Source organism: Allobosea sp. WAO (assembly GCF_001509835.1).
Taxonomy (GTDB): Bacteria; Pseudomonadota; Alphaproteobacteria; order Rhizobiales; family Beijerinckiaceae; genus Allobosea.
Map to the genome: position 1 here is coordinate 634,835 of NZ_JXTJ01000008.1, position 13,539 is coordinate 648,373.

The window sequence follows — 13,539 nt, forward strand, 5'->3', positions numbered from 1 at the left end:
CGACACAAGCGGTATCGCGCTCCATCGACCATGGAGCATGTTTTCAATCGGGAGAGACGACATGACGACACGCAGGGATCTCGCCGGGCTGCTCGGCGCCGGCGCGGTTGCGGCAACGGCGCTGACACTGGCTTCGAAGGAAGCCAGTGCGCAGGCGGCCACGACCAATACCCTCGAGCGCATCCTCAGCTCGAAGAAGCTCCGGATGGGCGCCGTCGCCGCCGGCCAGCCCTGGACCTTCAAGGACCGGGCGACCGGCAAATGGGGCGGGCAGTTCGTCGATATCGGCACGGCGCTCGCTGCCGACATGGATGTGCAGCTCGAGATCGTCGAGACGACCTGGGGCAACGCTGTGCTGGATATCCAGTCCGACAAGATTGACATCATGTTCGGCATGAACCTGACGCCGAAGCGCGCTCTGGTGGTCGACTACACCTCCACGGTCTATGACAGCGCGCTCGTCGTCATCGCCCGTCCCGGCTTCGAGCCGAAGACCTGGGCCGAGCTCAACGATCCCAAGATCAAGATCTCGGTCGATGTCGGCTCGGCGCATGACCATGTCGCCGCCCGGCTCTGCCCGAAGGCGCAGATCGTGCGCTTCAAGTCGCTGGAGGAGGCGACTCTTGCGCTCCGCAGCGGCCGAGTCGACGCCCAGAGCATCTTCTGGATGGGCGGCGTGCGCGCCGTGAAGCGCGACCCCGGGCTCGGCAAGGTCGTGGTGCCGCAGCCGATGTTCGGCTCTACCTCGAACGCCATCGTGCGCCGCGAGACCGACAAGACCTGGCGCGATTTCGCCTCGGCCTGGATCACCTATTCGCGCGGGCTCGGCCTGATCCGCGAGGCGGTGGTGAACAGCCTGGCTCAGGTCGATCTGACGATGGACGACATCCCGCCGGGCGTCACCTTCTGATCATGATGCAAGGTCTCCGGCTTCGTGCCGGAGACCTTCATCCAATTCCAATGGTTCCAGCGGCCTGGTCGCCGGGCGGGCTCCCGAGAGGACAAGCATGTATACGTGGCGCTTCGATGCCGTCTGGGGCTATCGCGAGCTGTTTCTGACCGGTACCGCGGTCACGATCGGTCTCACCATCGCAGTCGTCGTCCTCGGCCTTTTGATAGGCCTGGTCGCAGGCCTGGGCCAATTGTCGCGCTCGCCTGTCCTGCGCTGGCTCTCGTGGCTTTATATCGAGATGTTCCGGCTGACGCCGCTGCTCGTGCTGCTACTCTGGTTCTACTACGCCCTGCCGATGCTGACGGGCATCAAGATCGATGCGCTCACCGCGGCGGTCGTGACGCTCTCGCTCTATGGCGGCTCGTTCTATGCCGAGGTCATTCGTGGCGGCATCGTCTCGATCGAGACCGGGCAGAGCGAGGCCGGGCTGGCGCTCGGCATGACGCCCGGCAAGGTGATGCGCCGCATCGTGCTGCCGCAGGCGATCAAGCGGATGATCCCGCCGCTGATGAACCAGTCGATCATCCAGTTCAAGAACACTTCGCTGGTCTCGGTGCTGGCGGTGCCGGATCTGCTCTATCAGGGCCAGATCGTCGCCATGGACACCTATCGCGCCCTCGAGGTCTATACCGTGATCGCGGCGATCTACTTCGTCGTCCTGCTGCCGGCGACCGTGATCGTCAAGCGCGCCGAGCGGCGCCTGTCGCAGAGCAATTGAGGCAGAGATGACCACCAGCAAGATCGAAATCTCGGGCCTGCGCAAACAGTTCGGCGACCTCGTCGTCCTGCGTGACATCAACCTCAAGGTGGAAGCCGGCGCGGTCATCGCGCTGATCGGGCCTTCGGGCTCCGGCAAGTCCACCTTGCTGCGCTGCATGAACCTGCTCGTCGTCCCGGAAGGCGGGCGCATCCGCATCGGCGACGACGCCTTCGCCTTCGATGGCGGTGCCAAACTGCCGGGTGTGCGGGAACAGGCCCGGTTCCGCTCCAACACCGGCATGGTGTTCCAGCACTTCAACCTGTTCCCGCACATGACGGTGCTCCAGAACGTCATGGAGGGGCCGCGCTCGGTGAAGAACATGCCGAAGGCGGAGGCCGAGGCGCTGGCGCGGCGGCTGCTCGACAAGGTCGGCCTGAGCGATAAGGTCGACGTCTTCCCGAACAAGCTCTCCGGCGGCCAGAAGCAGCGCGTCGCAATCGCCCGCGCGCTCGCCATGGAACCCTCCGTCATGCTCTTCGACGAGGCGACATCGGCACTCGATCCCGAGCTGGTCGGCGAGGTTCTCGGCGTCATGCGCGCGCTTGCCGCCGAGGGCATGACGATGATCATCGTCACCCACGAGATCGGCTTCGCCCGCGAGGTCGCCGACCGCCTCGTCTTCATGCGCGACGGCGTGATCGTCGAGGAAGGGCCGGCGCGTGAGGTTATCGACAGCCCGAAGGAAGAGGCGACCCGCGCCTTCCTCAGCCATTTCCACAATCGCGGCTGAGCCCTGAGGGCAGGACGATGACGGCTTCTTCCGGCTCGCATGTCGCCGTCATCGGGGGCGGCATCGTCGGCCTCGCCGCGGCGCTGGAAATCCAGCGCTCCGGCCATCAGGTGACCCTGATCGAGCCCGGAGAGCCGGGCGGCCGGCAGGCGGCCTCCTATGGCAATGGCTGCTGGCTCAACCCGGGCGCGATCATGCCGATCTCGTTGCCCGGCCTTTGGTGCAAGGTGCCGGGCTTCCTGCTCGATCCGACCGGCCCCTTCGTCATCCGTTGGCGTGATCTGCCCGGTCTTGCCGGCTGGCTGTTCGATTTCGTGCTCGCCGGCCGCAACTGGGATCTGGTCGAGGCCTGTGCGCGCTCGCGTTTCGAGCTCTGCCGGACCGCGGTCGATGAGCATTACGCGCTCGCCGCGGAGGCCGGTGTCCCCGAGCTGATCCGCCGCGAAGGCCTGATGTTCGTCTATCCCGACCGCTCCGGCTTCCTGGCCGAGGAGCGCGTCTGGCGGATGCGGCGCGAATTCGGCGTCGCCTTCAGCGAGGTCGGGGAAGAGGAGCTGCGCCGGATACAGCCGGAGCTCGCACCGCGCTATCGTTTCGGTGCGCGGCTCGATGGCGGCGCCTATGTCGTCGACCCCGGCGCCTATTGCCGCGCGCTGGAGCAACTCCTCCTGCGTCGGGGCGGCAAGCGTATCGTCGCGCGCGCCACCGGCTTCGAATTCGTGGCCGGGCAGCTGAGCGCGGTGCGGACGGAGGCCGGACCCGTCTCCTGCGACAAGGCGGTGATCGCCGCCGGCATCGGCTCCCGCGAGCTGGCCCGGCAGGCAGGCGACCGCGTCAAGCTGATCTCCGAGCGCGGCTACCATGTCGTGCTGCAAGAGCCGGGCTTCGACATCCCTTGCGGCCTGATGCCGTCCGACGGCCTGATGGCCGTGGTCGCGACACGTCAGGGGCTGAGGCTCGCCGGGCAGGTCGAACTCGCATCGGTCTCGGCCGCGCCGGACTGGCGCCGCACTGAGATCCTCCTCGGTTTCGCCCGCAAGATGTTCCCGCAGCTGAAGATCGACGAGGCCAGGCTCGACCGCTGGATGGGCCATCGTCCCTCGACGCCGGACGGTCTGCCCTGCATCGGCGTCTCCACCGGCAGCCCCGATATCTTCCATTGCTTCGGGCATGCCCATACGGGATTGATCCAGGCGCCGACTTCGGCCCGCCTGGTTGCGGCGCTGCTCGACGGCCGTGCGCCGCCCTTCGACCCGGCGCCATTCTCGGCAGGAAGGTTTCGTTGATGAGCGACGATCTGCTCTATCTTTCTCGGCGCGAGGTTCGCGCGCTCGGCATCTCGCCGGGCGAGGTCCGCGAATCCGTGCTCCAGGCTTTTCGCGACCATGCTGCCGGGCTCAACCGCAGCCTGCCGAAGAAATCGCTCGATCTCGGCCCGGGACACGGCTTCCAGGCGATGTCGGCTGCCTCCGAGCCGGAGGCGATCGCCACGGTGAAATGGGTGTCGATGGCGCCGGTCGCGCCGGGCAGCACTGCGCCCGGCATCAGCGCCCTGATCTGCGTCAACGACTATGCGACCGGCCTGCCCCTTGCTGTGCTGGATGGCGACGAGATCACCCTGATCCGTACCGCCGCGATGTCGGCCGCCGCCGCCTCCTATCTCGCCCCGGAAAAGCCGCTCACGATCGGCTTCGTCGGCTGCGGCCTGCAGGCCCACGCCCATCTCGCCGCCTTCCTCGATCTCTATCCCGGCTTGAAGACGGTGCTGGCGCTGAGCCGGAGCCGGGCCTCTGCCGAGCGGCTGGCCGAGGCAGCGGCGGCGCGCGGGCTCAAGACCGAGATCCTCGCGGATGCGGACGAACTGCTCGGCCGTTCCGACATCGTCATCTCGATGGTGCCGGGCGCGCCCGGGCTGAAGCCCTTCCTCGATGCCGGCCGGATGCCGGCCTCGTCTTTCGCCTCGGCGGTCGATATCGGCCGCAGCTGGCTCCCCGAGGCGCTGCCCGTCTTCGACTTCCTCGCCACCGACAGCCTCGCCCAGTCCACGGCGCCCTATGACGTCAATTCGCAGCCGGTCGAGACCGTCCGCTTCCATGACGACCTGATCCAGATCGCTGCGCGCGGCGCCGGACCGGCCGGGCAGGGGCGTCGGATGTTCTGCTTCCGCGGCTTCGCCCTGGCCGACCTCGCTCTGGCCGGACTGGTGGTTTGCAAGGCGCGCGCGGCCGGCGCTGGTACGAGACTGGAACGATGATCCTCACCGGCCTGAACGCCATCCTCAATATCGAGGATGCGCGGCGCGCGGCCCGGCGGCGCCTGCCGCGCGGACTTTTCGAGTATGTCGATCGCGGCGCCGAGGACGAGATCTCGATCGACGGCAACCGGCGCGATCTCGATGCGGTGCGGCTCGCGCCGTCCGTGCTCGTGGATGTCTCCCAGCGCTCGCAGGAGGCGGAGGTGCTCGGCCGCAGGCAGCCGTCCCCGCTGGTCATCGCGCCGACGGCCGTCGCCGGCCTGGTCTGGCGCGACGGCGAGATCGCGCTCGCGCGGGCGGCGGCCGCGGCCGGCATCCCGTTCTGCGTCTCGACCCAGTCTATCACCTCGATCGAGCGGATCGCCGCCGAATCCGGGGCCGAGCTCTGGTTCCAGCTCTATGTCTGGAAGAACCGCGAGCGCACCCTGGCGCTCCTCGACCGCGCCTGGGCGGCGGGCGCGCGCACGCTGGTCCTGACGGTCGACACCGCGGTCGGCCCCAATCGCGAATACAATCTGCGCAACGGCTTCGGCATCCCGCTCAAGCCCTCGTTGCGCGCCGGGATCGATCTCGCGCTCCATCCGCGCTGGACCTTCGACGTGCTGCTGCGCTCGGTCATCGCCTCCGGCGTGCCGACCTATGCGCATTATCCGGACGAGTTCCGCACCCAGCTCGGCCGTGTCTCGCTCTCGGACGAGATGTCTCTTGCGACCGACGTGACCTGGGAGGACGTCGCCCTCCTGCGCCGGCGCTGGCAGGGCAAGCTCGTGCTCAAGGGTGTGCTGCGCGTCGACGATGCCCGCCAGGCGGCCGAGTACGGCGCCGACGCGATCGTCGTCTCGAACCACGGTGCCCGCAATCTCGATTGCGCGCCGGGGCCGGTCGCGGTGCTGCCCGCCATCGTCGATGCGGTCGGGGGGCGCCTGGCCATCCTCGCCGATAGCGGTGTCCGGCGCGGCGCCGACGTCGCCCGTTTCCTGGCCCTTGGCGCCTCCGGTGTGCTGATCGGGCGGGCGACGCTCTATGGCGTGGCGATCGCCGGCGAGGCCGGGGCGAGTCGGGTGCTCGATCTGCTGCGCAACGAGCTTTCGATCACCATGGGCATGCTCGGCGCGCGCAGCCTCGCTGACCTGCCGGACTGCCTTGCCGCGTCGTGTCCACCGGTCGTCCGGGCGGAGGCTTGAGCCAGCGCTTAGGCGACGAGGCCGCCGAGCGGCTCATCTTGCGGCGGGGAGACCGAGCTTCCGACAGAGTTCCGGTTCGCCGTCCCGCATGAAATTGGCGTAGTCGCGCAGATGGACGCCGTCGCTGAAGGCGGCGCTCGGTTCCGTGGCGCTTTCCGCGCCGGCGAAGATGTCGGCATAGACGCAGCGCCGGGGCTCGCAGGACCCGGCGAGCAGGGCAGAGTAGCGGGTCGCCGCCGACCGCGGAAACATGGCGGTCTCCTTGCCGGCGACCGGAGGAATGGCGATCAGGGCGCGCCGATCGCTCCATGAGGCGCTCAGGCGCTGCCTGAGGGCTTCGAGGCCGGCCCTGAAGCCGCTTTCGCCTTTCGCCGTTTCCGGCTCGCGCTTCACCCAGATGTCGTTAGTCCCGACGGAGAGCAGAACCGCTTCCGCCTTGTGGGGCGGGGTTACCTTGCGGGCGAGATCGAGGACATCGCCGAGGACCGCGCCCGACAGGCCGGCATTCACGACCGGCAGGCCGCAGAAGCTGGTCAGGAACAACCGTTCGGCATGGGAGTCGCCCAGAATCACGATATAGGGGCCCCTGACCTGGTCGAGCTGCGTCTGGATCGTCTTCAGGCGGACCTGCCGGAACCCGTCGAAGGGTCGCGGAGCCTCGTCGCTCGCCAGCCAGCCATGGCCGGCCCAGCCGAGCGTGGCTGCGAGCAGCAGCAGGGCGGTGACGAGCATTGTCAGCCCGGCCCGCTTCAACGCGCTGTGCGACGATGCGGCCCGGCGAACGGGTGCGGCAGGCAGGTTCATAGCGGGTTGGTCAACCCTGCGAGCGACCCGACGAAGGCGAACATGCGTGACGTTACGGAAGGGCGCTTCTGTTGCGCGGCAGCGACCTGGGCTACGGCCTGCGGGGTGCCGAGCGAGATCGGGCGCCGCGGCGGCAGCGTCGCGACCACCGGGGAGGCCTTGTGCGGTCGCGCCGGCGTGACGGACGTGATGGCGATCGGCTTGCTGACCGGTGCTGCCGCAGCGATCGCGGTCACTTTCGCCGCTGCGGGGGCGAAGGCCATGGCGCCGCCGGGAAAGGTTGCGGCTTCCCGGTCCGGCCGAGCGATGACGGCTTCGAATTTTGGCGGTGCCGAAGCGTTGCCCGGCAGGCGATCGACGATCTTGCCCGTCGCGCTGCGCTGTGCCGCGACAGGATACGGTTCGGTCGCGGTCGGTGCTTCGGCTTTGGGCGCACCGAGCAGCATGGCGCCGATGAGCGGCGAGGCGAGGGTGGTCAGCCAGCGGTGGTTCTGCGCGATTGCGAACATGTCTGTCCCGTTCGGTTCGAGGGGACAGTCGCGGAGCGGTCGGGCGAAATGCCGGCGCGAATGTTGCTGAGTGTTTCGCCCGTGTTGAAAGTTGTAGGTGCTCAGGCGGCCCTAGGTGGCGGGGGGCTCCGGTGCCGCGGCAGGCTGATGCGGGCAAGCAGGCCGCGCGGCAGGTTGTCGTGCAGTGTCAGGCCGCCGCCATGGGCCGCAGCGATCGAGTGGGCGATGGCAAGACCGAGGCCGAAGCCCTCGGAGTCGATCCGCCCGCGCGCTTCGTCGCCGCGCATGAACGGTTCGAGCAGGCGCGCGCGGTCGCTTTCCGGGATGCCCGGGCCGTCATCGGCCACCTCGATCAGCAAGCTCTCAGGGGCTTCGCGCAGCCGGATGATGGTCTCGGTGCCGTAGCGCACGGCATTCTCGACCAGATTGGTCACGGCACGTTCGATTTGCTGCGTGTCTCCTGTCGCGACAATCCGGTGCGGGCCGTCATAGGCGATCTTGTGCCCGATATCGGCGAATTCGTCGGCGACCGTCTGAAGCAGGCTCGACAGGTCGAAGACGCCGCGCTTCTCGGGGCGATTGGCGTCGCGGAGATAGGAAAGCGCGCCCTGGACCATGGTGTCCATGTGTTCGAGATCGCGGGTGAACTGGCCGCGCAGGACGTCGTCCTCGATGAACTCGACCCGCAGCCGCATGCGCGTGATCGGCGTCCGCAGATCGTGACTGATCGCCGCCAGCATGCGCGTGCGGTCGGCGAACAGCGCGTGGATGCGGTCTCTCAGCCTGTTGAGCGCGCGCGCGGCGGTCCGGACCTCGACCGGGCCTTCCTCCCGGAGCGGCGACGGGTCGCGATCGATCGAGAATTCTTCCGCGGCCGAGGCGAAGCGCGCCAGTGGAGCTGTGATGCCGCGCGAGGCCCAAAGGGTGAGGGCGCCGACATTGAGGCCGACAAGCGCGATGCTGGCGAGCACCAGAACCGAAAGTGGACGGGGAGGCGGTTGCATGACGCCGGCCGCGATCGTGACTTCCAGCCCGGTTCCATCCGGCAATCCTATCGAGAAGCGCCTCGGCGGCCCATGCTCATCCTGCCCTGATGAAGGCGCTACCTGAAAGCCTTGCCCCAGGCGTCCCGCAATACCGGCCGCATCTGGATGCCTCGAAGCGGCCAGCATGCCCGCCGGGGGGCTCGCGCTCAGTATGAAGGCGAAGCGCTGATCCGTGCTGTTCGCCGTCGCGATCACGGCCTGGCGCTGCCCGGCGGGCGTCTGCGCCACGAGCTTGACGATCGTCGCGATGGCCTCGAAGGCCGGCGGCCCCGGCCAGTTGCGCGGGGCTTGCAGGTACAGGGCGATGGCGAGGATCAGGTAGAGGAGGGCGATGACGCCGGCGACCAGGAGCGCGACCTGGCTCCCGATGCGCGCCGGCAGGCGAAACAACCGGCTCATCGCCGCTCGACGGCCGGCGTGAAGAGATAGCCACCCGAGCGGATGGTCTTGATCATTTCCGGCTCACGCGGATCACGTTCGATCTTCTGGCGCAGGCGGCTGATCAGGATATCGATGCTGCGTTCGAAAGGCGTGGCGGAGCGCCCTTGTGTGAGGTCGAGCAGGATGTCGCGCGAGAGCACCCGGCCGGGTCGCTCGCAGAAGGCGCGGAGCAGGTCGAACTCCGCGCCGGTTACCGCGACACGGACATCGTCGGGGTTGCTGAGCTCGCGCTTGCTCGCATCCAGGATCCAGCCGTTGAATGAGAAGGCCCCGGGAGCGGTATCCGGATCGGCCTGCGTGCCTTGTTGCCGACGCATCACCGCCCGGATCCGCGCCAGCAGCTCGCGGGGATTGAAGGGCTTTCCGAGATAGTCGTCGGCCCCCATTTCGAGGCCTATGATCCGATCGATATCCTCGCTGCGGGCGGTCAACATGATGATCGGGATCGATGTGCCTTGCCGAAGGCGGCGGCAGATCGACAACCCGTCCTCGCCGGGCAGATTGAGGTCGAGCACGATCAGGTCGAACCCGCCCTCCCGCAGCGCTCGGTCCATCTCGCGGCCGTCGCGCGCGACCGTGCCGCGCATCCCGTTCTGGGAGAGATAGCGCGCGACGAGCGAGCTGATCTCACTGTCGTCCTCGACGATCAAGATCTGTGCCGTTGTGCTCACGTCCGTAGCCGATGCCTGAAGTACCCCGACCATACCGGGCTCGCTGTTCTCGTGCATTCACTGGATAGGCGTCGATTGTTTCTGCTGTGCCTGGTGCAGATTGCCGGATTGTTTCAGTTCGTTTCCGGCAGAAACAATCCCTTGGCCGCCTGGCTTGATCAGAGCTGCGACTCGATCGGCAGCAGGCCGATGGCGCTTGCCGCGAGGCGCCGGCCGAGACCCGCTCCCGGTTCCGAGCGCAGCTTGCGTGCCTGTGCTGCGGTAGCGTCGTTCCAGACGAGGCTTCTGCCTTCGATCGTGACCCGGTAGCTGCAGTTCGGGGCGGTCTGCGACAGGAAGATCGCACGCATCTGTTCGACCAGCCGAGCGTCGTTGAAGATCACGCCCATCTCGGTGTTGAGCGAGGCCGAGCGCGGGTCGAAGTTGAACGAGCCGACGAAGCCGATCCCGTCATCGACCGTGAACGCCTTGGTGTGAAGACTCGCGCCGCGCGACCCGAACAGCGAGGGCCCCTCGCGAATGATCTCCGGCCGGAGCTCGTAGAGGGCGACGCCGCTTTCGAGCAGGGGCTTGCGGTATCTCGCATAGGCTCCGTGGACGGCGACCACGTCGGTCGCGGCGAGCGAGTTGGTCAGCACCGAGATCTTCACGCCTCGCCGGGCGAGGGCGGCAAACGCCGAAGCGCCCTTCCGGCCGGGAATGAAATAGGGCGAGGTGATGTTGAGTTCGCTGCGCGCGGCGGAGAGCGCGCGCAGCAGGCGTCCTGCCAGCCAGCCGGTCCCGCGCGGATCCCAGGCTTTCGCCGGCGGGTCGGAGACGACCTCGACCTCGGCGCTCCAGAGCAGGGAGCGGCCGGCCTCGGGCAGTACGTTCGCCTCCTTGCGCTCGGCGAGATTGGTCAGGAAGGGCGCAGCGTTGAGCAGGCGACGCGAGGGCCGCCTTGCCTGGCTCGCGAGCTTGCGGCGCAGTTTCGAGCGGCTGAGCGAGCAGAGCGGGATCACTGCCGGACTGTTCCAGAAATCGTCGAAGATGCGCTCGGCCTGCGGCACAGCCTCGCCGACCAGCAGAACGTCGAGATCGTGGAAGTTGGCGGTCCGCGAGGCGTCGAAATAGGCATCGCCGATATTGCGTCCGCCGATGATTGCGATCCGGCCATCGGCGATCCAGGCCTTGTTGTGCATGCGCCGCGTCGCCCGAAAAGCGCGCAGCGCCAGCTCGATCCCGCGCCGCAGGGAACTGGAGCGGTTGCGGCTCGGGTTGAACAGGCGGACCTCGATGTTTGGATGCCGGTCGAGCCCGAGATAGCTCGCGTCGTCGCCTCGCGTGTTGATGTCGTCGATCAGCAGGCGCACGCGCACGCCGCGATCGGCGGCGGCGATCACCTCGCGAGCGAGCAGGCCGCCGGTCAGGTCGTCGAGCCAGTAATAGTATTGAAGGTCGAGGCTGCGTCCGGCATTGCGCGCGGCGAAGGCGCGCACTGCGAAGGCCTGGAGATTGTCTGCGACCAGCAGCAGGCCGCTTTCGCCCGGATGCTCCCGCAGCAGCGGTGCGACTGCTCGATCGAGGGCCGTTTCGGCCTCCTCGACGGGCAATGCCTGGGTCGGCAGACCGCGGGCGCGCCTGCCAAAACGGCCATAGGAATAGATCGCGACCAGCGAGCACAGGACGAAGCAGACGACTCCGATCAGTGCGATCTCGAAAATGTGCATACCCGCCTGCCGCTTTGCCACTTCCATCATAACGAGCTATCGCCGATGTCGTTCATTCTTTCGCGAACGACAGAACCTCGCCATGTTTGACGCATTGATCTCCTGCCGCCCTGCTGCGATTGCGGCACGGCAGTTGCTTGCGACCGGCTGTGGAGATCGATGAAGTCATGCAGGATACGGAGCATCGCGGCCTGGCCCGGATTCGCCGGCTGCGCCCCGTCCGGATATCGACCTGGAGCCGGGATCGAGCGGGCAAGGCCCATGCCGGGAAGCCGCCGCGCAGTACGGACCTTCTGGTCGCTTCCTACAACATCCATAAGGCCGTCGGCCGCGACAGGCGCTTCGACCCGGAGCGCATCGTCGACGTGATCGACGAGATCGGCGCCGACATCATCGCGCTGCAGGAGGCCGACCAGCGCTTCGGCGAACGCGCCGGCCTGCTCGATTTGGAGGCGCTGAAGCGTCGCACGGGCCTGATCGCGGCGCCGGTTCAGGGCCGTGGGCATGGCTGGCACGGCAATGTCGTGCTGTATCGGCCCGGCATAGTCACCGCGACGCGCGAGATCGTGCTGCCCGGCGTCGAGCCGCGCGGCGCCCTGATCGTCGATCTGACGCTGCCGGGAGGCGATGTCCGCATCATCGGCGCGCATCTCGGCCTGCTGCGCCATTCGCGTTCGCGCCAGATCGAGACGCTCATCGCCGCCGCCAAGCCGACCGATGGCCGCCCGGTCTTCCTGATGGGCGATTTCAACGAATGGCGCGTCGGTCGCCGTTCGGCGCTCCAGGGGCTCGCCCCGAAATTCGGGCCGCTCCAGGCTGCGATCCCGAGCTTTCCGGCGCGTTTCCCGTTGCTGGCGCTGGACCGGATCGTCGCCTATCCGGCCGATCTGATCGCCAGCGTCGACCTGCACGATTCACCGTTGGCGCGTGTCGCCTCGGATCACCTGCCGATCAAGGCCTCGGTGCATCTGCTGCCGGAAGATCGCTCACCGCATTGAGGGCAAGGGGGCGGCGGCCGCGTTCCGCCGTTCAGAGTGAGGCCCGTCCGTGGCGCGGGTTCGGTCTGTCCGCGGCACGCTCACCCCGTGTCCAGCGCAGGAAGGCCGACAGGCGCAGCAGGCTCTGCTTGGTCAGGTGCAGGATGACGTACATCGCGGGTCTCCAAACGGCGACGAGCCCACCATAGCATCGTGATGCTCCTGGCGTTGTTGACGTGGCGCAAGCTGCTACGACAAATCCCCGCGCACGCCCGGCTCAGGTCCGAGGCGTTGCCCTGGTCATCCGCGGCCGGCCCCTGCGGGTCAATGAATCCGCGTTTCAAAGATCGGCGTGAAGCCGGGAAACCGTTCTTCCGGGGGGCGCGGCCTCCGGAAGAGAATGCTGACCGCGCCCCTGCGGATGGGGCGCGGCGCTTGGCGGTGAGGCCAGGCGGCCTCGCCTCAGACGGCGGCCTTCTTGATCGCGTCGAGCGTCTCGTTGCCGAACTTCCCGACGAATTCCTTCTCGACCTCGGCGGTCACGATCTTGGCGAAGGAATCGCGGTCGGGGGTCTCGACAGCCTGCATGCCGGCCTTCTTGAGGGCGGCGAGGCTCGAGCCCTCGGTATCCTCGTTCATCTGGCGCTGGATGCCGGCGATCTCGACCGCGATCGTCGGCAGCATCGCCTGGATGTCGGCCGGCATCGCGTCGAACTTCGTCTTGTTCATCACCACCGGGCCGGTGGTGAAGGCATGCCGCGTCAGCGAGAGATGCTTCTGCACCTCGTTGAACTTGGCATTCAGGATCAGCGTCACCGGGTTCTCCTGGCCGTCGACCGCGCCGGTCTCGAGCGCCGTGAACAACTCGGTGAAAGCCATCGGGGTCGGCACCGCGCCGAGCAGCTGGAACGCCTTGATATGGGCCGGGTTCGGCGTGGTGCGGATCTTCAGGCCTTTGATGTCGGCGGCGGTCGCGACCGGACGGCGGTTGTTGGTCAGGTTGCGCCAGCCGATCTCCCAGGTCGCGAGCGCCTTGAGGTTCGAGCCCTCGAGCTCCTTGCGCAGGCCGTCGCCGATCGGGCCGTCCATCACGATAGCCGCATGCTTGCGGCTCTGGATCAGGAAGGGCAGGTCGAGCACGTTCAGCTTGGGCGCCAGCCCGGTGAAGAACGGATTGCCGGTCAGGCAGATGTCGAGCGAGCCGCCGCGCACGGCGCTGATCGTCTGCGCGTCGGAACCGAGCGCGCCATTGGCGAAGACCTGGACTTCGTAACGGCCCTGGCTCTTGGCCTTTACCTGCTCGGCGAAGAGCAGGGCGGCCTTGTGCCAGCTGTCGGCCTCGGGGTGCGGGTGGGCGAAACGCAGCTTCGTGGTCTGCGCCGAGGCCGGGCGGCCGATGGCGAACAGGGCGATACCTGCGCCGGCGCCGGTGAGGGCAGTCCTGCGGGTGATGGTCATGATGGCGTCCTCCTTGTTTGATCTTTGCGTCGTCAGGCAGGGCG

Annotated in this window: 14 protein-coding genes; 7 read left to right on the top strand and 7 right to left on the bottom strand. The window is 67.7% G+C overall.

Going from position 1 to position 13,539, the window contains the following annotated elements; genetic code table 11:
- The first annotated feature begins 61 nt into the window (after positions 1-61).
- The 6 genes from DK26_RS17805 to DK26_RS17830 all read left to right on the top strand — a co-directional run bounded on the left by DK26_RS17805 (position 62) and on the right by DK26_RS17830 (position 5,880).
- Positions 62-910 carry a transporter substrate-binding domain-containing protein gene (locus DK26_RS17805; protein ID WP_066475280.1) on the top strand — a complete coding sequence of 283 codons (849 nt, stop codon included), beginning with the start codon at positions 62-64 and terminating at the stop codon, positions 908-910.
- A gap of 97 nt (positions 911-1,007) precedes the next feature.
- Positions 1,008-1,670, top strand: a complete 663-nt coding sequence (locus tag DK26_RS17810; RefSeq protein ID WP_066475281.1) for an amino acid ABC transporter permease — start codon at positions 1,008-1,010, stop codon at positions 1,668-1,670.
- 7 nt (positions 1,671-1,677) lie between these two features.
- Positions 1,678-2,442, top strand: a complete 765-nt coding sequence (locus DK26_RS17815) for an amino acid ABC transporter ATP-binding protein (protein WP_066475282.1) — start codon at positions 1,678-1,680, stop codon at positions 2,440-2,442.
- A gap of 17 nt (positions 2,443-2,459) precedes the next feature.
- Positions 2,460-3,728, top strand: a complete 1,269-nt coding sequence (locus DK26_RS17820) for an FAD-binding oxidoreductase (RefSeq protein WP_066475285.1) — start codon at positions 2,460-2,462, stop codon at positions 3,726-3,728.
- Positions 3,728-4,696 carry a hypothetical protein gene (locus DK26_RS17825; protein ID WP_066475286.1) on the top strand — a complete coding sequence of 323 codons (969 nt, stop codon included), beginning with the start codon at positions 3,728-3,730 and terminating at the stop codon, positions 4,694-4,696. Before DK26_RS17820 ends, DK26_RS17825 begins: the two co-directional genes overlap by 1 nt.
- On the top strand, positions 4,693-5,880 hold the full coding sequence (locus tag DK26_RS17830) for an alpha-hydroxy acid oxidase (protein ID WP_066475288.1): 1,188 nt from the start codon (positions 4,693-4,695) through the stop codon (positions 5,878-5,880). Before DK26_RS17825 ends, DK26_RS17830 begins: the two co-directional genes overlap by 4 nt.
- Before the next feature lie 33 nt (positions 5,881-5,913).
- Here DK26_RS17830 and DK26_RS17835 read toward each other — a convergent pair whose 3' ends face one another.
- The 5 genes from DK26_RS17835 to DK26_RS17855 form a co-directional block, all read right to left on the bottom strand.
- The gene (locus DK26_RS17835) at positions 5,914-6,684 is read right to left on the bottom strand and encodes an SGNH/GDSL hydrolase family protein (protein ID WP_083533302.1); all 771 of its coding nucleotides are present in this window, start codon (positions 6,682-6,684) and stop codon (positions 5,914-5,916) included.
- Positions 6,681-7,193, bottom strand: coding sequence for a hypothetical protein (locus DK26_RS17840; protein WP_066475291.1), 513 nt, complete (start codon positions 7,191-7,193; stop codon positions 6,681-6,683). The genes DK26_RS17835 and DK26_RS17840 overlap by 4 nt, the downstream gene beginning before the upstream one ends.
- Positions 7,194-7,294: 101 nt before the next feature.
- A complete protein-coding gene (locus DK26_RS17845) occupies positions 7,295-8,638 on the bottom strand; it encodes an ATP-binding protein (protein ID WP_066475292.1) in 1,344 nt (447 codons plus the stop codon).
- Positions 8,635-9,351, bottom strand: coding sequence for a response regulator (locus tag DK26_RS17850; RefSeq protein ID WP_248310012.1), 717 nt, complete (start codon positions 9,349-9,351; stop codon positions 8,635-8,637). Before DK26_RS17850 ends, DK26_RS17845 begins: the two co-directional genes overlap by 4 nt.
- Before the next feature lie 158 nt (positions 9,352-9,509).
- On the bottom strand, positions 9,510-11,060 hold the full coding sequence (locus tag DK26_RS17855; RefSeq protein WP_066475294.1) for a phospholipase D family protein: 1,551 nt from the start codon (positions 11,058-11,060) through the stop codon (positions 9,510-9,512).
- A gap of 167 nt (positions 11,061-11,227) precedes the next feature.
- On the opposite strand from DK26_RS17855, the gene DK26_RS17860 reads away from it, so the two are divergent.
- A complete protein-coding gene (locus tag DK26_RS17860) occupies positions 11,228-12,058 on the top strand; it encodes an endonuclease/exonuclease/phosphatase family protein (protein WP_083533325.1) in 831 nt (276 codons plus the stop codon).
- 31 nt (positions 12,059-12,089) lie between these two features.
- On the opposite strand, the gene DK26_RS29895 is transcribed toward DK26_RS17860, so the two are convergent.
- Both DK26_RS29895 and DK26_RS17865 read right to left on the bottom strand, forming a co-directional pair.
- Positions 12,090-12,212, bottom strand: coding sequence for a hypothetical protein (locus DK26_RS29895; RefSeq protein WP_282568042.1), 123 nt, complete (start codon positions 12,210-12,212; stop codon positions 12,090-12,092).
- Between the two features lie 287 nt (positions 12,213-12,499).
- The gene (locus DK26_RS17865; protein WP_066475297.1) at positions 12,500-13,495 is read right to left on the bottom strand and encodes a TRAP transporter substrate-binding protein; all 996 of its coding nucleotides are present in this window, start codon (positions 13,493-13,495) and stop codon (positions 12,500-12,502) included.
- Positions 13,496-13,539: the final 44 nt, after the last annotated feature.